24 protein-coding genes are annotated in these 22,148 nt (G+C 68.3%); 9 read left to right on the forward strand and 15 right to left on the reverse strand.

The features are described 5' to 3' along the window. Window positions 1-54: 54 nt before the first annotated feature. On the reverse strand, window positions 55-2,703 hold the full coding sequence (locus tag QSJ33_RS05805; protein ID WP_285723619.1) for a PAS domain S-box protein: 2,649 nt from the start codon (window positions 2,701-2,703) through the stop codon (window positions 55-57). Beyond that, on the reverse strand, window positions 2,696-4,456 hold the full coding sequence (locus tag QSJ33_RS05810; RefSeq protein ID WP_285723620.1) for a PAS domain-containing sensor histidine kinase: 1,761 nt from the start codon (window positions 4,454-4,456) through the stop codon (window positions 2,696-2,698). The genes QSJ33_RS05805 and QSJ33_RS05810 overlap by 8 nt, the downstream gene beginning before the upstream one ends. Before the next feature lie 391 nt (window positions 4,457-4,847). Between QSJ33_RS05810 and QSJ33_RS05815 the strand changes: the two genes are divergently transcribed. Then, complete coding sequence (locus QSJ33_RS05815; RefSeq protein ID WP_285723621.1) at window positions 4,848-5,504, forward strand: glycerophosphodiester phosphodiesterase; 657 nt, start codon at window positions 4,848-4,850, stop codon at window positions 5,502-5,504. A gap of 42 nt (window positions 5,505-5,546) precedes the next feature. Here the strand turns inward: QSJ33_RS05815 and QSJ33_RS05820 are convergent, their stop codons facing one another. Further along, window positions 5,547-6,854 carry an NTP/NDP exchange transporter gene (locus QSJ33_RS05820; RefSeq protein ID WP_285723622.1) on the reverse strand — a complete coding sequence of 436 codons (1,308 nt, stop codon included), beginning with the start codon at window positions 6,852-6,854 and terminating at the stop codon, window positions 5,547-5,549. A gap of 89 nt (window positions 6,855-6,943) precedes the next feature. Here QSJ33_RS05820 and QSJ33_RS05825 point away from each other — a divergent pair, with 89 nt between their 5' ends. Next, complete coding sequence (locus tag QSJ33_RS05825; protein ID WP_285723623.1) at window positions 6,944-8,074, forward strand: twin-arginine translocation signal domain-containing protein; 1,131 nt, start codon at window positions 6,944-6,946, stop codon at window positions 8,072-8,074. Window positions 8,075-8,092: 18 nt separating this feature from the next. On the opposite strand, the gene QSJ33_RS05830 is transcribed toward QSJ33_RS05825, so the two are convergent. Together QSJ33_RS05830 and QSJ33_RS05835 are read right to left on the reverse strand one after the other, a co-directional pair. Beyond that, window positions 8,093-8,455: a cytochrome c3 family protein gene (locus QSJ33_RS05830; RefSeq protein WP_285723624.1), complete on the reverse strand. Its 363-nt coding sequence runs from the start codon at window positions 8,453-8,455 to the stop codon at window positions 8,093-8,095. Then, on the reverse strand, window positions 8,452-8,832 hold the full coding sequence (locus QSJ33_RS05835; RefSeq protein ID WP_285723625.1) for a cytochrome c3 family protein: 381 nt from the start codon (window positions 8,830-8,832) through the stop codon (window positions 8,452-8,454). The genes QSJ33_RS05830 and QSJ33_RS05835 overlap by 4 nt, the downstream gene beginning before the upstream one ends. Window positions 8,833-8,993: 161 nt before the next feature. On the opposite strand from QSJ33_RS05835, the gene QSJ33_RS05840 reads away from it, so the two are divergent. After that, on the forward strand, window positions 8,994-9,992 hold the full coding sequence (locus QSJ33_RS05840; RefSeq protein ID WP_285723626.1) for a PstS family phosphate ABC transporter substrate-binding protein: 999 nt from the start codon (window positions 8,994-8,996) through the stop codon (window positions 9,990-9,992). Window positions 9,993-9,998: 6 nt separating this feature from the next. Here QSJ33_RS05840 and QSJ33_RS05845 read toward each other — a convergent pair whose 3' ends face one another. Further along, on the reverse strand, window positions 9,999-10,427 hold the full coding sequence (locus tag QSJ33_RS05845; RefSeq protein ID WP_285723627.1) for a CBS domain-containing protein: 429 nt from the start codon (window positions 10,425-10,427) through the stop codon (window positions 9,999-10,001). Window positions 10,428-10,618: 191 nt separating this feature from the next. Here QSJ33_RS05845 and argF point away from each other — a divergent pair, with 191 nt between their 5' ends. From argF to QSJ33_RS05860, 3 genes are all read left to right on the forward strand, one after another. Next, a complete protein-coding gene (argF, locus tag QSJ33_RS05850) occupies window positions 10,619-11,611 on the forward strand; it encodes an ornithine carbamoyltransferase (RefSeq protein WP_285723628.1) in 993 nt (330 codons plus the stop codon). Window positions 11,612-11,704: 93 nt separating this feature from the next. Continuing rightward, entirely contained in the window at window positions 11,705-12,202 is a 498-nt protein-coding gene (locus tag QSJ33_RS05855; RefSeq protein WP_285723629.1) for a hypothetical protein, read from the forward strand. A gap of 243 nt (window positions 12,203-12,445) precedes the next feature. Further along, window positions 12,446-12,775, forward strand: a complete 330-nt coding sequence (locus QSJ33_RS05860) for a hypothetical protein (RefSeq protein ID WP_285723630.1) — start codon at window positions 12,446-12,448, stop codon at window positions 12,773-12,775. An 18-nt stretch (window positions 12,776-12,793) separates the two neighbouring features. On the opposite strand, the gene QSJ33_RS05865 is transcribed toward QSJ33_RS05860, so the two are convergent. Continuing rightward, window positions 12,794-14,143, reverse strand: a complete 1,350-nt coding sequence (locus QSJ33_RS05865; protein ID WP_285723631.1) for a metallophosphoesterase — start codon at window positions 14,141-14,143, stop codon at window positions 12,794-12,796. 174 nt (window positions 14,144-14,317) lie between these two features. Between QSJ33_RS05865 and QSJ33_RS05870 the strand changes: the two genes are divergently transcribed. Further along, entirely contained in the window at window positions 14,318-15,064 is a 747-nt protein-coding gene (locus QSJ33_RS05870) for a cytidylate kinase-like family protein (protein ID WP_285723632.1), read from the forward strand. Window positions 15,065-15,133: 69 nt separating this feature from the next. Here the strand turns inward: QSJ33_RS05870 and nuoF are convergent, their stop codons facing one another. The 4 genes from nuoF to QSJ33_RS05890 all read right to left on the reverse strand — a co-directional run bounded on the left by nuoF (window position 15,134) and on the right by QSJ33_RS05890 (window position 18,049). Continuing rightward, window positions 15,134-16,504, reverse strand: coding sequence for an NADH-quinone oxidoreductase subunit NuoF (gene nuoF, locus QSJ33_RS05875; protein WP_285723633.1), 1,371 nt, complete (start codon window positions 16,502-16,504; stop codon window positions 15,134-15,136). A 13-nt stretch (window positions 16,505-16,517) separates the two neighbouring features. Continuing rightward, on the reverse strand, window positions 16,518-17,093 hold the full coding sequence (locus tag QSJ33_RS05880; RefSeq protein ID WP_285723634.1) for an NADH-quinone oxidoreductase subunit NuoE family protein: 576 nt from the start codon (window positions 17,091-17,093) through the stop codon (window positions 16,518-16,520). Between the two features lie 123 nt (window positions 17,094-17,216). Continuing rightward, on the reverse strand, window positions 17,217-17,459 hold the full coding sequence (locus QSJ33_RS05885) for a CDGSH iron-sulfur domain-containing protein (RefSeq protein ID WP_285723635.1): 243 nt from the start codon (window positions 17,457-17,459) through the stop codon (window positions 17,217-17,219). Window positions 17,460-17,470: 11 nt separating this feature from the next. After that, the gene (locus QSJ33_RS05890) at window positions 17,471-18,049 is read right to left on the reverse strand and encodes a YceI family protein (RefSeq protein ID WP_285723636.1); all 579 of its coding nucleotides are present in this window, start codon (window positions 18,047-18,049) and stop codon (window positions 17,471-17,473) included. A 114-nt stretch (window positions 18,050-18,163) separates the two neighbouring features. Here QSJ33_RS05890 and QSJ33_RS05895 point away from each other — a divergent pair, with 114 nt between their 5' ends. Further along, window positions 18,164-18,652 carry a MarR family winged helix-turn-helix transcriptional regulator gene (locus tag QSJ33_RS05895; protein WP_285723637.1) on the forward strand — a complete coding sequence of 163 codons (489 nt, stop codon included), beginning with the start codon at window positions 18,164-18,166 and terminating at the stop codon, window positions 18,650-18,652. A 393-nt stretch (window positions 18,653-19,045) separates the two neighbouring features. Here QSJ33_RS05895 and nuoD read toward each other — a convergent pair whose 3' ends face one another. The 4 genes from nuoD to QSJ33_RS05915 are packed head-to-tail and all read right to left on the reverse strand — an operon-like array spanning window position 19,046 to window position 21,763. Further along, window positions 19,046-20,200 carry an NADH dehydrogenase (quinone) subunit D gene (gene nuoD, locus QSJ33_RS05900; protein WP_420801382.1) on the reverse strand — a complete coding sequence of 385 codons (1,155 nt, stop codon included), beginning with the start codon at window positions 20,198-20,200 and terminating at the stop codon, window positions 19,046-19,048. A gap of 54 nt (window positions 20,201-20,254) precedes the next feature. Continuing rightward, complete coding sequence (locus tag QSJ33_RS05905; protein WP_285723639.1) at window positions 20,255-20,764, reverse strand: NADH-quinone oxidoreductase subunit C; 510 nt, start codon at window positions 20,762-20,764, stop codon at window positions 20,255-20,257. An 8-nt stretch (window positions 20,765-20,772) separates the two neighbouring features. Continuing rightward, window positions 20,773-21,381 (reverse strand): NADH-quinone oxidoreductase subunit B, encoded by a 609-nt coding sequence (locus QSJ33_RS05910; protein WP_309564088.1) that lies wholly within the window; start codon window positions 21,379-21,381, stop codon window positions 20,773-20,775. A 1-nt stretch (window position 21,382) separates the two neighbouring features. Continuing rightward, a complete protein-coding gene (locus QSJ33_RS05915) occupies window positions 21,383-21,763 on the reverse strand; it encodes an NADH-quinone oxidoreductase subunit A (protein ID WP_285723640.1) in 381 nt (126 codons plus the stop codon). Between the two features lie 123 nt (window positions 21,764-21,886). Between QSJ33_RS05915 and QSJ33_RS05920 the strand changes: the two genes are divergently transcribed. Then, window positions 21,887-22,144 carry a phosphopantetheine-binding protein gene (locus QSJ33_RS05920; protein ID WP_285723641.1) on the forward strand — a complete coding sequence of 86 codons (258 nt, stop codon included), beginning with the start codon at window positions 21,887-21,889 and terminating at the stop codon, window positions 22,142-22,144. Window positions 22,145-22,148 lie beyond the last annotated feature (4 nt).

The raw sequence follows: 22,148 nt of genomic DNA on the forward strand, positions 1-22,148 counted from the left end.
ACCTCATGGGAGTGGCCAGCGCAGCACCTGGGGGCCTCGGTCCTGGAAGCACCCTCACGGATCACCCCGGGCCCCGGGAGCGAGGGGGAGGCGCACGGTGAAGAGGGTTCCCTGCCCCGGCTGTGTGTCGAACCCGAGGGTCCCCCCGTGCTTGTCCACCACCACCGATCGGGCGATGGCCAGGCCTTGGCCCGAGCCCTTCCCCACGCCCTTGGTGGTGAAGAAGGGATCGAAAATCCGGGTCTGGATGGCCTCGGGAATCCCCGGGCCCGTGTCCTCCACCTGGATCACAGCCCAGGCACCTTCGGCTCGCGTCCGCACGGTGATCCGGCCCTTTTCCCCCGAGTGGCCGACCACCTCACCGATGGCATGGGCCGCATTCACCACCAGGTTCAGCACCACTTGGTTGATCCCCCCGGGATGGCAAGGGACGGCCTGGAGCCCCGGATCCAGGTCCAGCTCCAGGTCCGCGACATACTTCCACTCGTTCCTGGATATGGCTACGGTGCTTTCGATGGCGCGGTTCAGATCGGCCAGGACCTTCTCCTCGCTTTCGGGGTGGGAGAACTCCTTCATTGCATTCACGATCTTGCTCACCCTCGCCACGCCTTCCAGGGATTGCTCCGCAGCTTTGGGCAGCTCCGATCGGAGGTAGCCCAGATCGGCGGCGGCCACCCGCTCGCGCAGGGTCTGCAGGAAGGGTGCATCTCCCGCCGCTCCTGGATCCAGGGACATCAACAGGTCGAAAACCCCCTCCAGCTCCCGGAGGCCGTCGGCGATGAAGTGGAGGTTGTCGCCGATGTACTGGGTGGGGGTGTTGATCTCGTGCGCGATGCCGGCTGCCAGCTGGCCGATGGACTCGAGCTTCTGGGCCTGGCCCAGTTCGGCTTCCATCCGGCGCCGATCCTGTTCCGCCGCCAGCCGTTCGCTGATGTCTCGGGCGACCACCAGGATGCTGGTGGCCCCGTCCCTGGCCTCCCGGATCGCGGTGAGGCGGGACTCCACAGGGATCTGCGTCCCGTCCTTCCGGACCAGGTGGTATTCGGTAATGGCCGCGTCCATCCTGCCCTCGGCGATCCTTCGGAGGATGCCCACCATCCGTTCACGATCCGGTTCGGCGACGATCTCCAGGGGACGCTTGGTGATGAGGTCCGCCATCGTGAAGCCCAAGAGCGACAGGTGCGAGGCCCCGGCATAGAGGCAACACCCTTCCTCGTCCAGCAGCGCGACCAGATCCTGGGCATTCTCCGTGATCATCCGGAAGAGCAGTTCACTGTGCCGCAGCCGGTCCTCCACCAGCTTGCGGTCCGTCACCTCCCGGTGCGCCACGACGGTGCGGTTCAACCCTTCAAAGGAGAACCGCTGCACGGTGGCGGCGTACCAGCGGGAGGCCCCAGTTCCGGTGCAGGGGTACTCCCCCGTGAACCGCTCCTGCACCCCCTCGATCACCTCGAGAACCCCGAGGACGAAATCCGAGAGGGGCCCCTCCTGGGCCAGGAAGGGGGAACAGACGGTCCGGTAGTCATCTCCCGGCGATCGCCCATGTACCAGCGGATTCTCAACATTCTGGAAATCCAGCCAGGCCGCGTTGACAGCCAGGATCCGCCCCTCCTCGTCGAGGATGGCCATGGCGGCGGAAAGGGTGTCAAGGGTCGCCGAGAAGAGGCGCTCCGAGACCCGGAGGCGACTCTCCACCTCGGACCAGCGGCGCCCCTGTTCCAGCCGCTCGATGGCCAGGGAGATGTCCTCGGTCACGCGGTCGAGCAGGTCCACCACTTCCGAGTCGAAGGCCCCTGTCTCGATCGCGTAGATGGCCAGCGCACCCCGGACCTGCCCCCGCACGACCAGCGGGAAGGCGGCAGAGCCTCGGATCCCCCAGGACTCCGCCAGCGGCATCCAGGGCCGCATCCGCGGATCGGAGTGGATGTCGTTGCTGAAGGCGAAGCGTGCCTCCCGGCAGGCCTGCCCCACCAACCCCCGCCCCCCGGGAACGTCGGGATCCGTGGTCGGGCGGGTCTCTTCCAGCCGGGTGCGGATCTCCCCTCCCGCCAACCCCGGGACGCTTCCATGAACCGCCACTGGCGAGACCTGGCCCGACGCGGGATCCAGCAGGCCGATCCAGGCAAGGGAGAAGCCCCCGGTTTCCACCACGACTCGGCACGACGCCTCGAAAAGGACCTCCGTACCGGGGCTGAATTTCGCGATGCGGGTGATGCGGCAGAGGGCCTCATAGAGCTGGCCCAACCGCAGCGCCCGGGCCTCGACCATCCGGGCGACGGACAGGTCGTAGCAGGATCCCAGGTACCCGATGCAGCTTCCGTCCTCATCGTGCAGGGGACTGACGTGGTTCTGCACCCAATGGAAGCTGCCGTCGGCATGCTTGAGCCGGAACTCCTGGTGGAAGGGCACCTGCGCCCGGAAGCCCTGCTGGAAGGCAAGCTGGACCCGGTCCAGGTCCTCCGGATGCAGCCCCTGCTGCCAGCCCCCGTCCGATTCCTGGGCTTCGCTCCGCCCCGTGAAGGTGAACCAGCCCCGATTGAAGGCCACCCAACGCCCCTCCGGATCGGCCGTCCAGATGGGATGGGGGAAGAGATCCAGCCATTCCGGAACGGGAGAGGTCCGACCCGGGGTCCCTGCCTCGACCCTCCCGCGCGATCCCACGCGGGGCGGCAACGAACGCGGAGATCGCCTCGTCTCATGCATGGCGCCCCGCCCGTCCCAGGACCTCCCGCACCTTCATCCGCAGCCGGGAGGGGGTGAAGGGCTTCTGGAGGAAGGGGAGGTTGGCCTCGATCACGCCGTGGCGGAGGATGGCCTCGTCCGTATAGCCCGACATGAACAGGACCGCGAGGTCGGACCGGATGGAAGTCGCGACATCGGAGACGCGCCGACCGCTCATTCCCGGCATGATCACGTCCGTGAGCAGCAGGTCGATCCGGCTCCGGTGCCGGGTGCAGACCCCAAGGGCCTCGTCCCCGTTCTTCGCCTCGAGGACGGTGTAGCCCGCCCCCCGCAGGGTCTCGGCCGCCATGGCCCGAACCTGGTCCTCGTCCTCCACCAGGAGCACCGTCTCGTCCCCACCCTCGTCCACCACGACGGCAGGTTCCGGATCGGCCGGGTCCGCCTGTTCGCCGGCGCGGATTTCCGGGAAATAGACCTTGAAGGTCGTGCCGATCCCGACTTCACTGTAGAGCCAGATGTGGCCCCCGCTCTGCTTCACGATGCCGAAGACCGTGGCGAGTCCAAGGCCCGTCCCCTTGCCGCGGGCCTTGGTCGTGAAGAAGGGATCGAAGATCCGGGCCTGCGTCCCCGGATCCATTCCAAATCCCGTGTCGCTTGCCGCGAGCATGACGTGCGGGCCAGGACTCACGCCCGGGTGGTCGCGGGCGTACCGGTCGTCGAAGTCCACATTCGCGGTCTCGAGGGTGAGTTTCCCGCCCTCCGGCATGGCATCCCGGGCGTTCACCACCAGGTTCATGATCACCTGCTCGATCTGGCCCTGGTCGGCGAAGACCTTTCGCAGGCTCGAGGTGGGAAGAACCTCGAGTTCGATGTCCTCCCCGAGGATCCGGAGCAGGATCGGCTGGAGCCCTTCGAGGACCGCGTCGAGATCCAGGGCCCGGGGGGCCAGGATCTGCTGGCGGCTGAAGGCCAGGAGCTGACCCGTCAGGCGCGCGGCCCGGTCGGCGGCGTGCTGGATCGCTTTCAGATTGCGGTCGGGGCCGAGCTTCTGTTCCAGCCGCTCGGCCCCACTGAGCACCACCGTCAGAAGGTTGTTGAAGTCGTGCGCGATGCCCCCGGCCAGGCGGCCCACTGCCTCCATCTTCTGGGCCTGGCGCAGCTGCTCCTCGCTGGCTCGGAGCGCGTCGAGGGCCTGCTGGAGCTCGTTCGTCCTCGCCTGGACGCGGAATTCCAGCTCCGCCTGGAGCTCCCGAAGCTGCCGGTTCGTCTCCTGGAGGGCCTGGGCCCGCCGGAACACTTCCGCCTCCATCCGGCCGGCCTGGTCCTTCAGATCCTTCGCCAGCTCCCCCTGGGCCCGGTGGGCCTCGCGCAGGCGCAGGAAGTCGGTGACGTCTTCCACCCGGTGGATGATGAAGTGCACCTTCCCGTCGGCGCCCAGGACTGGCGAGTTCACGGGGCTCCAGTAGCGCGCCTCGAAGCCGCCTCCCTGGGAATGCGGGCGCTGGATGTCGTATTTCTGGACCGCCATGGCATCCGAGCGTCCGGAGGCGAGGACCCGCTGAAGGGAGGCCCTGAGGTTGGCCACCCCGGTCGCGTCCGGATCCTCGGGGTTGTCCGGGAACACCTCGAAGAGGTTCCGGCCGAGGATCTCCTCCCGCCGGGTGAAGGTGGCTTCAAGGTAGGCCTCGCTGACGGCCCTGATGGCCAGGTCCGGGTCGACCACCAGGTAGAGCCCCGGCACGGATTCGAACAGGAGCTTGAAATCCGGATCCAACCAGCCTTCTGTGGACCTTGAATTCGCCATCGGATGTCCCCGTCGGGCAGCCCTGGAATGCCGAGTATATGGCGTCTCAATCTTTGTTTATGCTGATTTCCCCTGATGGTCTCAGATTTGTTTTAATTTGTTTAAAATAAACATTTAACATGTTTTCCCGACCTCGATCTTTCGAACTAGGAAGGGATCCTGCCGAAGGGCGGTTCTCCCGTGGCTCCTCCGGGTGCGCCGCGGACCCGCCCTCGTCACCACCAGCCGAACGCGCATGGTCGTGAGTCCTCCTGGGGACACCCGGAGACCGGCTCCCCTCGGCTGCGGTGGCCTCGGGACTGAATCCCACGCCTGGGCCGGCCGATTTCCAGGCAGAATCGAGCGTCTGCCCGGAGCCGCCATGTCCACCCACCCCCTCCTTCTCGGCCACCGTGGCTACTCCTCGAAGCACCTGGAGAACTCCATGGAGGCTTTCCGCGCGGCGCTGGCCGCGGGCATGGACGGCTTCGAGCTGGACGTGCAGCCCACCCGCGACGGCGTGTGCGCGGTGCTGCACGACGAGGACCTGGCCCGCACGGCGAACGGCACGGGGATCCTCCGCCAGATGAAGGCCGCGGAGCTGCCGGCCCTGAAGAACGGCGAGCCCCTGCCCCGCCTGGCCGACGTGCTGGATCTGCCCGCGAAGCTGGTCAACGTCGAACTGAAGGGCGAACCCGGCTGGCAGCAGGCCCTGGCCACGGTGGAGGCCGCGGAGGCCCTGGGCCGGGTGCTCTTCAGCAGCTTCGAGCACAGCGAGGTGCTGCAGCTCTGGGCGGCCTGCGAGACGGCCCGGTGCGGCTTCCTGTGGGAGACGGACGAGGCCATGGACCTCACGGCGGAGGAACTGGCCGACCTGCCCGCCGCCCTCTGGCTCCACCCGCCCCTCAAGGCCGTGAAGGCCCGGCCGGAACTGTGGTCCCCCTATGCGGAACGGCTGGCCCTCTGGGGCATGAAGACCCCCGCCGAGGCGGAGGGCCTGCCCTTCACGCCCGCGGTCCTCATCGCCGACGGGGTCTGAGGCGCGACCGGATCCTTCCGCGTAGGTCTCCGGAGGCTCGCCTCACGCGCCGGGAGCGTCCCGGGACACCCGCCGGTTCCAGCGCCCCAGGGCCGCCGCGGCACCGAACCAGGCCGCCGAGAAGGCCATGGCCGCAGGGGCCGCCGGAATGGCCACCAGCGCCAGGGCCGTGGGCGCCCACACACCCAGCAGATCACCCACGCGGTAGACGAAGGTGTCGAGGAAGGGCTTGCTCTTGTACTTCTCCTCGGGGCCGAGCGGGACGTAGAGGATCTCCCGCGCGGGGCGGTCCAGGGCGTAGTGGAGGCCCCGGCGGGACACCTGCACCAGCGCCAGCATCCCGAAGGTGGGCAGGGCCCAGAGCCCGCCGAAGCCCAGCAGGGTGAGGACCGGCAGCACGAGGAGGATGCCGGCCATGCGGAACCGCCGCAGCACCCGGCCGGTGAGGAGGACCTGGCCCGCCAGCGTCAGGAGGTTCGTCCACAGGTCCAGCCGCGCGAAGGCGGCGGTGCGCACCGCCCGGCTGGCGAAGGTGTGCTCGACGATGGCGCCCTGGGCCAGGTAGAGGAAGGTCGAGGTGATGGTGTAGAGCAGCATGTAGCCGCCCATGAGCTGCAGGTAGCGCGAACCCGCCACCAGGCGCAGGCCCTCCCAGGCGCCGGGGCCGGGCTCCGCGGGGGCCCCTGCGGCCATGCCCAGGTGGAAGCGCCGGGCCAGGGCCAGGGCGCACTGGGCCGCCAGCTCCAGGAGGAGTGCCGAGACGAGCATGAGCCCGCCGGGCCCGAGGGCCACCGGCAGGCGCCAGCCGAAGGCCTGGCCGCGGCTCAGGGCCTCCGTGAGGCCGGCCCCCGCGATGGCGCCGACCGTGCCGCCCATGGCGATGAACCCGAAGAGGCGCTTGGCCTGCGCCTCGTGCAGGAGGTCCGTGAGGAAGCCCCAGAACACGCTCACCACGAAGAGGTTGAAGACGGACAGCCAGATGTAGAACACGTAGCCCAGCGCCGCACCATGTCCGGCCCGCCAGCGGAACAGCGCGGCGAAGACGAGCAGGTTCAGGGCGAAGAAGCGGTAGGTCCAGGGGATGAAGCGCCGCCGCGGGAAGCGCGACACCAGGGCCGCGAAGGCCGGGTTGACCAGCAGCATGGCCAGGAGGGTGCCCGTCATCAGCCAGGGCAGCTTGTCGGCGCCGCGGGCGATGCCGAAGGCCTCCCGGACGGGGCGGAGCAGGTAGTAGCCGGCCATCAGGCAGGCGAAATAGGCCGTGGCCGCGGAGAGCATCGGCCCCTCGCCCGGTTCGAGGAGCACCAGGCGGCGCAGCAGCCGGGCGGGGCCGGAGGAGGCAGGGGTCATGGCGGATCCGGGGAAAGATGTTGCGGAGGCCAAAGGAGTATACATAATTTCACGAGGCTTCACCCTTCCATCCGGTTCCGGAGGTTCCCATGACCGTCTCCCGCCGCGAATTCCTCCAGTGGTCCGCCACCGCGACCGCCCTGGCCGCCACGGGCCTCGACCTGCAGGCCGCGCCTGCCAAGGCCGCCCCCAAGCGCATCCTCATCCTGGGCGGCACCGGCTTCCTGGGGCCCGCCACCATCGAGGCTGCCCAGGCCCGCGGCCACCACGTGACCATGTTCAACCGCGGGAAGACCCGCCCCGACCTCTTCCCGGGCGTGGAGAAACTGCACGGTGACCGCGACCCGAAGAAGGGGGAAGGGCTGAAGGCCCTGGAGACCGGCACCTGGGATGCGGTCATCGACAACAGCGGCTACTTCCCGCGCATGGTCGGGGCCTCCGCGGCCCTGCTGGCCCCCCGCGCAAAGCAGTACCTCTACATCTCGAGCATCAGCGCCTACAAGGAACCGAATCCCGAGAACGGCACGGAGGACGCGCCCCTCGCGACGATGCCCGACCCCACCCTCGAGAGCATGGGCAAGAACTACGAGTACTACGGCGCCCTGAAGGCCCTCTGCGAGCAGGCCGCGGAGAAGGCCATGCCCGGCCGGGCCACGATCATCCGCCCCGGCTACATCGTGGGGCCCGATGACGCCTCCGGCCGCTTCGCCTACTGGCCCGTGCGCTTCGACCGCGGCGGCGAGGTGGCCGTGCCCGGCGCCCCCGACGATCCCATCGAGGTCATCGACGTGCGCGACCTGGGCGAGTGGCTGGTCCGCCTCGTGGAGCAGGGCACCGTGGGCACCTTCAATGCCTGCGGACCGGAGAAGCGGATGGGCTGGGGCCGCGTGGTGGAGGCCTGTGCCGCCGCCAGCGGGCACAAGGGCAAGGCCCTGTGGATCCCCGAGCCCTTCATCTCCCGCCAGAAGGACCTGGAGTTCCCCATCTGGGCCCCCTACGCGGGCGACACCAAGGGCTTCCACACCTGGAGCAATGCCCGGGCCCTGAAGGCCGGCCTGCGCTTCCGGCCCGTGGAGGAGACCGTGAAGGACACCCTCGCCTGGTATAAGGGCCAGGAGAAGGTGGAGAAGGGCCGCACCCGCCTCGCCGGACCCAGCGCCGAGCAGGAGGCCAGGCTCATCGCCGCCTGGCGCGCCTCCCTCGCCCCCGCGAAGGGCTGACCCGCCGTTTCGCCTCCGCTACCTGGGCTTCAGCTTGAAGTCCGGGTGGCACTCCAGGCACTTCACCACCGCCGGCTTGTGCTGGTGGTGGCACTCGGGGCAGGCGAAGGGGCCGGCGTGCGGCGGCTTCGGCGGCGCGTGGGGGTTCACCGGCAGGTGCTTGGTGAGCTCGGCCATGGCCGGATAGTCCCCGTGGCAGACCATGCAGGACTCGTCGGCCACCGCCGCGGTGGTGGGTTTCTCCTTCTGGTGGCAGTCATGGCAGATCACCCCCGCCTTGGCGTGCCAGGGCGGAAGGGGGCGCTGGGGATCCCCGGCCCGGCCCCAGGCGGCGCCCAGGCTCCCGGCCAGGCAGAGGGCGACGAGGTGCTTCAGCGTCATGGAATCCTCGACGGATCGGCGAACTTGAAGGTGGGGTGGCATTCCAGGCACTTCACCACGGCGGCCTTGTGCTGCCGGTGGCACTCCGGGCAGGTGAAGGGCCCGGGGTGGGGAGCGGGGGGCGGCGCATGGGGATTCGCGGGAAGCTGCTTCGTCAGCTCGGCCATGGCCTTGAGGTCCCCGTGGCAGGCCATGCAGGACTCGTCCGGCACCGGGGCCGTGGTGGGCTTCTCCTTCTGGTGGCAGTCGTGGCAGATGACCCCCGCCTTGGCGTGCCTGGGCGGCATCGGATGCTTGGCGTCCTCCCCGCGGGCCCCGGCCGGGACCCCTCCCGATCCCAGGACGAGGCAGAAGGCCAGGAGGTACTCGCGGGTCATGGGTCCTCCCAGGGGGATCGGGGGCTTCCGCCCCTCGCATCGTATTCCGTCCTTGAATCAAAGGCGATAATTGGGTCCAATTTGGTGTCAAAGATCACAACAAGCTCTTTTATGTGATCCCTGGCGATCAAACTCTACACCGGGCAGTCAGGAGGAACCTCATGTCGAGCAAGTTCAACCCGAGAGTCTTGGTGCTCTGCCTGGCCGCAGGGCTCCCCTTCGCCCCCCGCCTCGCCGCGCAGGCCTACCAGGTCCGGGCCCAGGTGTCCGACCGGCTGCCCCACTACCAGCCGACGGCCAGCATCAAGGGCGCCCTGGAGATCCCCTGCACCGACACCCTCCAGGACGTGGGCGACGAGTGGCGCCGGGGCTTCCGGAAGTACCACGCGGAGGCGAACCCGATCTTCCGCCTCCAGCTCAGCGGCGAGGCCGCCAAGCAGCTGATCGACGGGAAGGCCCCCCTGGTGATCATGGCCCGGGAGCTCTCCTCCGCCGAGATGAAGGCGTTCCGCGAGAAGTACGGCTACATGCCCATGCGCATGCCGGTGGGGATGGACGCCAACATCGTGTTCGTCAACAAGACCAATCCCCTCGCCTCCATCACCATGGAGCAGCTGGATGCCATCTATTCCAGGACGCGCAAGGGCGGCGCCAAGGAGCCGGCGGCCACCTGGGGCGACCTGGGGGTCCGGGGCGAACTGGCCAAGCGGCGCATCGACCCCTTCTCCCGCGGGGAGGGGTCCGCCGTGCGGTCCACCTTCAAGGAGATGGCCCTCCAGAACGGCGAGTTCCGGGACGGCATCCAGGAGCGTGAGGACTACGAGTCCCTGACGGAGGCCATCGCCACCAACGCCGCCGGCATCGGGTACGGCCCGCTGATCTGCTGGAACAACTCGGTCAAGATCCTGCCGGTGATGCCCTACGACGGCACGGATGCGCGGTATCCGACCCAGGAGATGGTGACCACCAGCCGGTATCCCATGACGCGGCTGTTCTATGCCTACCTGAACCGGGCCCCCGGCGCTGCGGTCCCGGCGCCCGTCAACGAGCTGGTGCACCTGATCATGTCGCAGGAGGGCCAGAACGAGGTGGCGGACGCGGGCCTCCTGCCCGCCCCGGTGGAGTACCTGACCATCGCCCTGAAGCGCCTGAGCCGCTGAGGCGGTTCAGTTCTGGATGTAGGTGACCAGCTGCTCGATGGTGAACTGCTGGTCGGAGATGGTCTCCTTCACCAGGTCGCCGATGGAGAGGATGCCGATCACCCGGTCGCCCTCGCCGATGATGGGCAGGTGGCGGATGCGCTGCTCGGTCATGAGGGCCATGCACTCCTCCACGGTCTCGTCGAGGGTCACGCAGCACACCTTCTCGCTCATGATCTCCCGCACCAGGGTGTCCCTGGAGGCCTTGCCCTTGAGGACGATCTTCCGCGCGTAGTCGCGCTCGGAGAAGATGCCCACCAGCTTTCCCCGGTCCAGCACCACCAGGGCACCGATGTCGTACTCGGCGAGCAGGGTGAGCGCCGTGAAGACCGTGTCGTCCGGCCCCACGGAAACCGGGGGACGCTTTCCCTCGTTCAGCTGCTTCAGTGGCCGCATGCATGCCTCCTGCCCGATGGGCCTGTGGGGGGGATGGGGGTGGTGGCCCTGACTATACGTCCGGATCCCCCGGGCCGGAAGGGGCCAGGCTTTCCGACACTTCGTCAACTCGCGACCGGCACGGGCCCCTTGTCCCTGGTCGGATTCCTTCCCCATGGGTACCCTTTGTCAGGAACTTTCGGGAGGCTTCCATGGCCGTCAACCTCAAGGGACGCAGCTTTCTCACCCTGATGGATTTCACCCCCCTGGAGGTGCGCTACCTCCTGGACCTGTCGCGGGACCTCAAGGCCAAGAAGCGCATGGGCGTCTACAACGACCTGCTCAAGGGCAAGAACATCGTCCTGCTCTTCGAGAAGACCAGCACCCGCACCCGCTGCGCCTTCGAGGTCGGGGCGCTGGAGGAGGGGGCCCACGTCACCTTCCTGGATTCCGCCAGCTCCCAGGTGGGCAAGAAGGAATCCATCGAGGACAGCGCCAAGGTGCTGGGCCGCTTCTACGACGGCATCGAGTACCGCGGCTACAAGCAGGAGGTGGTCGAGTCCCTGGCGAAGCACAGCGGCGTGCCCGTGTGGAACGGCCTCACGGACACGGACCACCCCACGCAGATCCTGGCCGACTTCCTCACCATCGAGGAGCACGTGGCCAAGCCCCTGAACAAGGTGAAGCTCGTCTTCTGCGGCGACATCCGCAACAACATGAGCTACGCCCTGATGTACGGCGCCGCCAAGACCGGCATGCACATGGTGGCCCTGGGCCCGAAGGCCCTGGCGCCGGATCCCAAGGTGCTGGCCGCCGCCCGCGAGGCCGCGAAGGAGACCGGCGCCACCATCGAGGTGACGGACGACGTGGACGCCGCCGTGAAGGGTGCCGACGTGCTCTACACGGATGTCTGGGCCAGCATGGGCGAGGAGGACCAGATCCCCGAGCGCGTGAAGCTGCTCACGCCCTTCAAGGTCACCATGGAGATGATCCGGAAGACCGGCAATCCCGACGTGAAGTTCCTCCACTGCCTGCCCGCCTTCCACGACTTCGAGACCAAGCTGGCCAAGGAGATGAAGGAGAAGGGCCACGACATCCGCGAGGTCACCGACGAGGTCTTCCGCAGCCGCCACAGCGTGGTCTTCGACGAGGCCGAGAACCGCATGCACACCATCAAGGCGGTCATGGTGGCGACCATCGGCTGACCACCCCCTTCCTGCGCAGAAATGGCCCCGGCTGGGGCCATTTCCGCGTGAGGCGATGCTATGGTGGTTCCACCTCATCCAAGCGGAGCCTCCATGCGACTGGCGAAGTCCCTCGTCCTCCCCGCCCTCGTGGCCCTCTCCCTCTCCGCCCAGGAGCCCGGCATGGACGGGTTGTGGCACCGGACGCGGGTGGATGACATCCAGGCGGCCATCCAGGCCTGCACCGCCAGCATGAACTTCATCACGCGGCCCATCGCCCGGCACAAGCTGGCCAACGTGAACCCCGCCTACCAGAAGGTCACCCTCGCCATCACGCCCCAGCAGGTGTCGGTGAAGCTGGACGACCGGAATCCGATCCTCATGCCCGCCAGCGGCCAGGAGGCGCCCTGGACGCGCGAGGACGGTGACAAGTTCCAGGTGGCCGCCCACCTGGGCCAGGGCCAGATCACCCAGACCTTCCGGAACGACGAGGGCGCCCGCACGAACGTCTGGCGCCTGAGCCCCGACGGGAAGACCCTCACCCTCTCGGTGACCGTGACCAGCCCCCGGATCCCCAAGCCCCTGACCTACACGATGACCTTCGGGCGCTGACGTCCCGTGTCCACGCCCTTCCGGTGGGCTGTCGTTCCCATCCTTATCCTCTGCCCGCTTCCGGCCCACGCCCAGACGAACAGCCTCGGAGCCGTGGCGGGACGATCGGCCGTGTTCTCTGCCGATGGGCACTCCTACCTCCTGACCGCGCCCCCCGGCTGGATCTTCGATGGAAAGAGAGTGCTCCCAGCCGCTCCCAACGGGAGCTTTCATCCCGTCGCGGCAGCACCGGACCCCCAACCTGTGGCCTACACCAGCTACTTCCCGGACGCGACGAACGCCGTTGAATTCGTGGACGCCGAGCTCACCCGCTTCAGGGCAGCCAACCCCCAGGCATTCCTGCAGGCCCACCCGGATCTCAAGACCCTTTGGGGCATGAAGGTCTCCATCCACTCCTTCCGGGGCGACTGCCACGGGCACTCCGGGTGGATCGGGGACATCCGGGCTCCCCGGGGCGTCATCCAGATCGTCATGCTGATCCCCGCCCCGGATGCCCAGGCCTTCGAAGAGGCTTTTGCGACCCTGGTCAGATCCTGTGTCTGGCAGAAATTCGACCTGGTTCCTTCTCGGTGAAGAACCTGTTCGGGTGGTTCACCTCGTCAGGGTGATCGCATCCAGCTCGCGTCCCTCCGCGTCGAGCTGGCGCAGGCGCAGGGTGCGGCCATCCACATCCACCTCCGTGAAGGAGTGCCGGTCGGAGACGAAGGCGCGGGTCCAGGGCTGCCAGGAGGCCCGGTCCGCGCCCTGCGCCTTGTCGTAGAGGTGGGCGCCGCCGGCCCCGGTGACGAGGTGGAGGATGCCGTGGGCCCGGGTCACCGTCTTCCCGTCGAAGGCCGCGTCCACCTCGAAGCGGCCCGCCACGGGTTCGCCCCGCCGGCCGATCTTCGTGGGCGCGAAGCGCAGGGGCGCCGTGCGCTGGTAGTTGTGCACGTGGCCGGCGAAGACCAGGTCCACGCCGTACCGCTCGAGGATCGGGCTGAGGGGGCGCATCCACTGGTCCTCGGCGTGGCTGCGGGAGCTCTGGAAGAGGGGATGGTGCAGGGCCACCACGCGCCAGGTGGCCCTCTGCGCGGCCTTCAGGTCGGCCTCCAGCCAGGCCGCCAGGACGGGGCTCGCCCAGTCCGCATAGGCGTTGGAATCCAGCACCGTCCAGTGCACGCCGCCGTACTCGAAGCTGTAGCTGGCCATCCGCGGGTAGGCCGGGCCCGCCGCCGCGAGCACCGCGTCGTGCAGCCCCGCCACGGCGGGCGCCGCGCCGGGGTCGCCGGGCCGGAGGGCCGGCCCGTCCAGGGGGAGGGACCACTCCGAGAAGTAGGCCAGGGTGTCGGGCCAGCGCTGGAGATCCCAAGGCACGTCATGGTTGCCCGGCACCCCCAGGAAGGGCACCCGGCGCATGAGCGGCAGGTCCTCGGCGTTGTAGACGGGGAAGAACCGGGCCCGGTACTCGGCGGCCCGGCCCCGGCCGTACACCAGGTCCCCCGCGATGAACACGAAGTCCGGATGCTGCGCCGCCATGGCCCGGGCGATGGCGGCCTGCTCCAGCGTGCCCTCGGCGGCATCGCCGGTCACCAGGAAGCGGTGCGCGCCCGATTTCCGGACCTGGGCTTCCGCCTCGAAGACCACCGCGCCGTCGCGCTTCACCCGGTAGGGCACCCGCGCCCCGGGCGACAGGTCCCGAAGGGTGGCGCGGTACATCCGATGGGGTGGCAGGGGTGGGGCGGCCATGCGGTGGAAGGTGGGCTCGGCCTGGGGAATCCAGCCCTTCAGGCCCTGGACCTCCACGGACCAGGCGGCGTCCCTGTCCTCCGCCTGCCAGAGCAGGTCCATGCGCTCCCGGGCCGCGGGCAGGGGCGCGTCGCCCAGCTGCAGGTAGGGCGGCGCCAGGAAGGGGGCCTGGGCCCGGAGGATCGCGGCGAGGAGGAGGGCGGCCAGGATGCGCATTCCCCAGGGTAGGCCCCTTCCCCCGCCGCCCAGAAGGGGCTCCGTGCCGCGCCCCGCGTCGAACTCAACGCCTGCGGAGATCCGCCATGCCGCGGCCCCTTGCCGGTGGCCCGGAAGGCCCTATTTTCCAACTGGCAGCCGTTCCTGCAGGCCTGCCCAGAAGCCGGAGGCGGCATGGCCAAGCCCCTCGCATCCCTGGTGCCGAGCATCGAGCAGCGCGAATGCGCCTGGACCGAGCTGCAGGATCGCCTCGCCCACCCGCCCCGGCCCCTGCTCCTCCCGTCCATCACCCTCTCCCGGGAGTTCGGATGCGAGGGGTACCCCCTGGCCCTGCACCTCAAGGAGCTCCTGGAATCGGCCTCGGGTCTGCCCTGGACTGTCTTCGACAAGGCCCTCGTGGATCGCGTGGCCTCGAACGAGAAGGTCTCCCGGGACCTCCTGAGCCACCTGGGGAACGAGAGCCACGCCCAGGACGTCCTCCGGGCCCACTTCGGCTTCCTCACCCATGACGACGCCTACGCGAAGGTGGTGAAGCATCTCGTCCAGATCGCCATGGCCGGTTGCGCGATCCTCGTGGGCCGGGGCGGGGCCGTCGCCTGCCAGGACCTGACGAACTGCTTCCACTTCCGGCTGGTGGGCGGCTTCGACTTCCGCGTGCGGACCATCGCCCGGCGGCTCGAGATGCCCCTGGCCGAGGCGGAGGAACTGGTCCGGCGCCAGTCCAAGCTCCGGGAGAAATTCATCAGCGAATGCCTGCACGCGGACATCACCTCCCCCCGCTGGTATGACGCCGTCTTCAACAACGAACGCCAGCCGGTGGAGAGCATCGCCCAGGCCTGCCTGCGCATCGTCGAGTGCGGCTGGACCGAGAAGAGCGGCCTGAAGCGGGCCCTGCCCCGCCCGGACCTGGTCACGCCCTGAGACCTCCGGCCCGACAGGACAGCGGGCGCCCCAGGGCGCCCGCTGCATGTGGAGGCACCGCCGGAGGACCTAGTGGGCGCCGACCTGCGCCAGCAGCCGGGAGCCCTTGGCGTAGCAGGTCTTGTGGGTGATGTGATGCTCGAATTCGTGCCGGAACTTCTGCAGGGCCGAGTCCATGGGGCCGCAGGCGGCGTCCCCCAGGGGACAGAGGGTGCGCAGGCCGATGCGGGGCGTGAGGCCGGCCAGCAGGTCCAGATCCTCCATGCGGCCCTCGCCGTGCTCGATGCGGTAGAGGATCATCTCCATCCAGTTGCAGCCTTCCCGGCAGGGGGTGCACTGGCCGCAGCTCTCGTGGGCGTAGAACCGGATGAGGCGGAGGGTGGCCTGCACCATGCAGGTGTCCTCGTCCATGACGATGAGGCCACCCGATCCGGCCATGGAGCCGCGGGCCTTCACCGTGTCGAAGTCGAGCGGACAGTCGAAGTCCTTCTCGTCGAACATGGGCGCGCTGGCGCCGCCCGGGATGATGGCCTTGATCTTCCGGCCGGTGCTGGAACCGCCCGCCAGCTCGTTCACCACGAAGTCCATCGGCGTGCCGAGGGGCAGCTCGAAGAGGCCGGGACGCTTCACGTGGCCGCTGACCCCGAAGATGCGGGTGCCCGTGTTCTTGGGCGTGCCCAGTTTGCCGTACTCGGCGCCGCCCATGCGGAGGATGGGAGGGACGGCCGCGAGGGTCTCCACGTTGTTGATGGTGGTGGGCTGCCCGAAGGCGCCCTTGGCCGCCGGGAAGGGCGGCTTGACGCGGGGTTCGCCGCGGCGGCCTTCGAGGGAGTTCAGCAGGGCCGTCTCCTCGCCGCAGATGTAGGCCCCGGCGCCGCGGTGGACGATGATGTCGTAGTCCCAGCCCGTGCCCAGGATGTTCTTGCCGAGATAGCCGGCGTCGCGGGCCTGCTGGAGGGCGGCCTCCAGCTTCTCGATGAGCCAGAGGAACTCGCCGCGGATGTAGACGAAGCCCAGCTGGCACTGCATCGCCCAGCCGCCGATGATCATGCCCTCGATGAGCTGGTGGGGGTTGTACTCGAGGATCGCGCGGTCCTTGAACGTACCGGGTTCCCCCTCGTCGCCGTTGCAGACCAGGTAGCGGGTGAACTTCCGCTCGGGGGTGTCCTTGGGCATGAAGGACCACTTCAGGCCCGCCGGGAAGCCCGCGCCGCCGCGCCCGCGGATGCCGGAGGCCTTCACCTCCTCGGTCACGGCCACAGGCTCCATCTTCAGGGCCTTCTTGGCGGCCACGTAGCCCTCGTGCTTCTGCTCGTAGACCTTGAGGTGCCAGTTGTCCAGGTCCCCCGCCCCGCGGAGCATCAGGTTCGGGTACTTGTCCGAGCCGAAGCCGGGGAAGGTGTAGAGCTGGGGGTCGTGCTTGGTGCGGATGGCGGCCATGTCTGTTCTCCGCTCAGTGGGCCCAGGGCCGGTAGTCGCCGCGCTTGCAGGCTTCCATCACCTCGATGAGCTTCTTCTCGTCCACCAGCTCGTCGTAAACGTCATGGTTCACCTGGACGCAGGGGCCCACACCGCAACCGGCGAGGCACTCCACCTCCTCCACGCTCCACATCCCGTCGGGACTGGGTCCGTGGCCAGGCTGCACGCCGGTCTTCTCGCAGACCTTCTCCAGCAGCTGCGCGGCGCCGCGCAGGGCGCAGCTGATGTTGGTGCAGACCTGCAGGTGGAACTTACCCACGGGGGCCTTCTGGTACATCGTGTAGAAGGTCGCCACGCCGAAGACGTGCCCTTCCGGAATGCCGATGGCCCGGGCCACGGCCTTCATGGCCGAGAGGCTCACGAAGCCGAATTCCCGCTGGGCGATGTGCAGGGCGGGCAAGGTGGCCGCCAGCTTGTCCGGATACTTCGCCATGATGGCCTGGATCTCGGCCAGGGCCTCCGGACTGAATTCCTTCCGCTCGCTCTCCGGCAGGCGCTGTCCCGGGGCCAGGGGTTCCGGGGAGGTCTCGGGGGACTGGGGATGGTTCATGGGCGCGCTCGCATGAGGGGCCAGTTTAGCCCGAAACGCAGACAGGGGGCCCGGGTAAACCCCGTGCCCCCCATCACGTCCAGGATCTCCGGACAGCGCCCTGACGGCTTGAGAATGCCCGCCTCAGAGGTTGCAGTGGCTCCCGTCGCAGAAGGGAGGCGTTTTGGTGTGCTTGCACTGGCAGAGGGCCTTCTTGCCGGGTTCAGCGATCTCCACCTTCATGGGCCGGAGGTCGCAGACCTTGTGGGCGCCATCGCAGAAGGGCTGCTTCGAGCTCAGCCCGCAGGCGCACCACCAGTAGGTGCCCGGCTCCAGGTCCAGCACCGCCGGGGCCTTGGCCGCGATCCTGGGATATTCCTCGCTCATGGCCGCCCCCTCTACTTGGAGACCTTGTCGGCCTCGACGTCCAGGGAGATCGCCACATCGTCGCCCAGCACGCCGGGGAAAGTCTTGATGCCGTAGTCGTTGCGGTTGATGGTGAGCGCGCCGTCCGTGAACCCGGCCACCACGCTGCCGGGCTGCATGCCCTTGGCGGTGCCTGCGTTGGTGATGGGGAAGGTGATCTGCTTGGTGACGCCGTGCAGGGTGAAGTCACCCGTGATCTCCAGCTTGCCCTTGGCCACTTCCTTCACGGCCGTGCTCTTGAAGGTGATGGTGGGGAACTTCGCCACGTCGAAGAAGTCGGGGCTCTTCAGGTGCTTGTCCCGGGTTTCGTTGTCGGTGTTGATGCTGGCCGCCTCGATGGTGACCTCTACCGTGGACTTGGTGATGTCCTTGGTGTCCACCCGGATCTCCCCCGAGAACTTCGAGAACCGGCCGCTGACCTTGGAGACGAAGTGGCGGATCTGGAAGCCCACCTGGCTGTGGACGGGGTCGATCTTGTAGACATCCTGGGCGGAGGCCGGAAGGGCCGCCAGCGCGAGGGCGGCCAGGAGAACGCGGAAGGGGTGACGCATGGTTCCTCCAGGGATTAGGTGTTTCACCATGCAATGAAGTCTAGGCCGGTTTTAACAAGTTGCAACACCTTTTTTGGGAAATCCGTGCGACCCTGGTCGGGTCGGAGCGGGACCATGCACCTTCGAGAGGAACTCCAGATCACCAAGCCCTTCGAGCCGGGCCAGGAGGTGGCCCTGGCCCTCCTGCTGGGGCGGGAATACTTGACCCGCCTCCTGGACAAGGGGGTCTTCGAGCCGGAGGGCATCTCCGACCAGCAGTTCAACGTGCTGCGGATCCTCAAGGGCGGCCCCAGGGACGGCTACCTGGTGAAGGACCTCCGCTGCCGCATGATCTTCCGCTTCGCCGATGTGCCGCGCCTGGTGAACCGCCTGGAGGCCCGGGGCCTGGTCAAGCGCTGCGAGAACCCCACCGACCGCCGGGGCAGCCGGGTGCAGATCACCCCGAAGGGCCTCGCCCTCGAGGCCCGCCTCCGGACCCGCCACCAGGATGTGGGCGGTCGGGTGGACCGCGCCCTCTCCCCCGCCGAGCGGGAACAGCTGCTCACCCTCCTGGAACGGCTGCGGGACGACCACCGCGCCCAACTGGCGGAGCTCGAGGGCTGAGGGGCCTCAGCGGTCGAGCTCGCCCGCGATGACGCTCACTCGGCGCTTCGCGCCTCGCCCTCCGGGCGGTGCCTGCGGCACCGTGGGACTCGCTCCGCTCGTCCTCATCGCGCCGAGGACGGCGACGGCGTCGGCGATGTCCTGGCTCCGTTGAGCCGGAGGGCGAAACGGGAAGGAGGCCCCAGGTGGGGCCTCCTGATAGCCGGGAGCCGAATCGCCGGCTGGTCCGGAACCTCAGCGGTCGAGCTCGCCCGCGATGACGCTCACTCGGCCCATCCTGGGCCTCGCCCCTCCGGGGTCATGCGCTTCGCGCACGGTCGGCCTCCGCTCCTGCTTCGGCCTCATGCCCCCGGGTCCGGCCGCGGGCTTCGCCCGCATGCCGTCCTCGGCGCGTCAGCGGTCGAGCTCGCCCGCAATCACGTTCATCGCGCCGAGGACGGCGACGGCGTCGGCGATGAGGCAGCCCTTCACCTGGGTGTCGAAGCTGCTGTAGATGGGCAGGCAGGGGGGACGGACCCGGATGCGGTAGGGGTTCTTGCCGCCGTCGCTGACGAGGTAGAAGCCCAGCTCGCCGTTGGCCGCCTCGGTGGCGCTGTAGACCTCGCCCACGGGCATCTCCATGCCGTGCATGATGAGCTTGAAGTGGTGGATGAGGCTCTCCATCCGCGTGTAGACCTTCTCCTTGGGCGGCAGGGCCACCTTGTAGTCGTCCACGATGATGGGGCCGGGCTCGAGGCGGTCCAGCACCTGCCGGATGATGCGCAGGCTCTGGCGCATCTCCTCCACGCGGACCAGGTAGCGGTCGAACACGTCGCCCGTGGTGCCCACGGGCACGTCGAAGTCATAGGTCTCGTATCCCAGGTAGGGCTGGGCCTTGCGCAGGTCCTGGGGCACGCCGGCGGCGCGGAGGCAGGGGCCCGTGTAGCCCCAGTTGATGGCCTCCTCGGCGGTGATGGCCCCCACGCCCTTCGTCCGGTTGTACCAGATGGGGTTGTGGGTGAGCAGGCGCTCGCACTCGTCCACCGCGGCCTCGCACTCCACGAGGAAGCGCTCGGCGAGGGGCACGAAGGCCTCGGGGATGTCCCGGAAGAGGCCGCCGATGCGGGTGAAGCTCGTGTGCAGGCGCTGGCCGGCGGCCATCTCGAAGAGGTCGTAGGCCGTCTCGCGCTGCTTGAAGAGGTAGAGGAAGGCCGTGAAGGCCCCGATGTCCACCGCGTTCACGCCCACGCACACGATGTGGTCGGCGATGCGGGCAATCTCCGACACCAGCACGCGGATCTGCTGGGCCCGCCTCGGGATCTCGATGCCCAGCAGCTTCTCGACCGCGCAGGCGTAGCCCACGTTGTTCATGATGGAGCTGCAGTAGTTGAGGCGGTCCGTGAGTGGGATGAACTGCTGGTAGCTGAGGTTCTCGCCCAGCTTCTCCACGCCGCGGTGGAGGTAGCCCATCCGGGGGCTGGCCTTGACGATGGTCTCGCCCTCGAGCTCCAGGACGATGTGGAGCGTGCCGTGGGTGGTGGGGTGCGAGGGCCCCATGTTGACGATCATGCGATCGCCGTCGAGCTGCTGCCTGGAAAGGGCGATGGATTCCATGAGGGCCGCCTAGTTCCGTTCGCCGTTGTTGTAGGGGGCGGTGCAGCCTTCCATGCAGAAGGGGTCCCCGCCATCCAGGGGGAAGTCCTTGCGCAGCGCGTGGCCCGGGAAGTCCTCCCAGGTGAGCAGGCGCTCCAGGTTGGGATGGCCTTCGAAGCGGATGCCGAAGAGATCGAAGACCTCCCGCTCGAACCAGTCCGCGGTCTTGAACCGGCTCACCAGGCTGGGCACGGCCTCGCCGTCGGCCACGGGCACCTTCACGCGCAGCCGCTCCTGGCTGGCCAGGTTGAGCCAGTGGTAGACCACGTCGAAGCGCACGGGTTTCCCGTCGAGCTCCCGCTCGGGCCAATCCACCGCCGTGAGGTCCACCAGCAGCTGAAAGCCCTCGCGATGGAGGAGGTCCACCACCTCCAGGAACCGCTCCTTCGCCACCACGATGGTCTGGTCTCCGCGGAAGGCGTGGCGGTCCACGACCACGCCCGGCAGCTGCGCGTCAATGTGCTCGATCACCATGTCCATGCCCCCGCCTAGAAGATCGTGCCCGCGCCACGTTCAGCGGCATCCATCAGCATCTCGCGGATGGCCTGCTGGCCCGTGAGCCCCTTCTCCGCCTGGCGGGCCTCCTGGCGGGCCAGGCTTTCGTAGAAGCGGGCGATGTGGTCCTTGCGCATGGAGAGGGATTCCTTCTCGATCTTCTCCTGCAGCTTCATCACGCCGTAGATCATGCTCTCGGGCCGCGGCGGGCAGCCGGGAACGTAGACGTCCACGGGGATGATGCGGTCCACGCCCTGGAGGGTGGCGTAGGTGCGGTACATGCCGCCCGAGCTGGCGCAGACACCCACGGAGATCACCCACTTGGGCTCGGCCATCTGGGCGTAGATGGTGCGCAGCACCGGAGCCATCTTGTTGGTGACGGTGCCCAGGATGAGCAGCATGTCGCTCTGGCGGGGGCTGAAACGCATGGCCTCGGCGCCGAAGCGGCTCAGGTCGTACTTGGAGGCCATCATGCTCATGAACTCGATGGCGCAGCAGGCGGTGCCGAAGGGCATGGGCCAGAGGCTGTTCTTGCGGCCCCAGTTGACCACCGCATCCAGGCGGGTGGTCAGCACGGCATCATTGAGGGTCGGTTCGGCCATCTCAGCGCTCCCACTCGAAGGCGCCCTTGCCCCAGGCGTAGATGAAGCCCACGAGCAGGGTGGCCATGAAGCTCAGCATGGCCCAGAAGGTCCAGAGGGCGTGCTTGTAGTTCACGGCCCAGGGCAGCAGGAAGGCCGCTTCCACGTCGAACAGGATGAAGAGCATGGCCGTGAGGTAGAACTTCACGGAGTACTTGTGCCGCGCCCCCGTCTGCAGGGGGGGCACGCCGCACTCGTAGGGCGTGAGCTTGGCGGCCTGGGGGTTCCTGGGCTTCAGGAAGTTCAGCAGCTTGCCGGAAAGGATCAGGATGGCGGCCGCGGTGACGGCAGCGACCAGGAACAAGATCAGGACCGGCAGGAAGGGCGATGCGGGGTTGGCCATGGCGCACTCGGGCGGAGGGATCCGCGAACGATCAGCTTAGCGCCCTTTGGCTTGTGGCGGTCCGTGCCTAAATCACAAGCTTCCGGATAGAATCGGGGGTTCCACCAACCTGCCGGGAATTCCATGAGCGACCTGAAGCTGCGCGTCAAAGAGATGATCATCGACCGGCTGAAGCTGGAGGGGATGACGCCCGACCAGATCGAGGACGGGGCCCCCCTCTTCGGGGAGGGGCTGGGGCTGGATTCCATCGACGCCCTGGAGCTGGTCCTGGGCATCGAGCAGGTTTTCGGCGTGAAGATCGAGGACGAGGCCTCGGGCACGAAGGCCTTCCGCTCGGTCGAGGCCCTCACGGCCTTCATCGCCGAGCACCGCAAGGCCTGAGTCG

The organism is Geothrix rubra (assembly GCF_030268065.1).
Lineage (GTDB): Bacteria > Acidobacteriota > Holophagae > Holophagales > Holophagaceae > Geothrix > Geothrix rubra.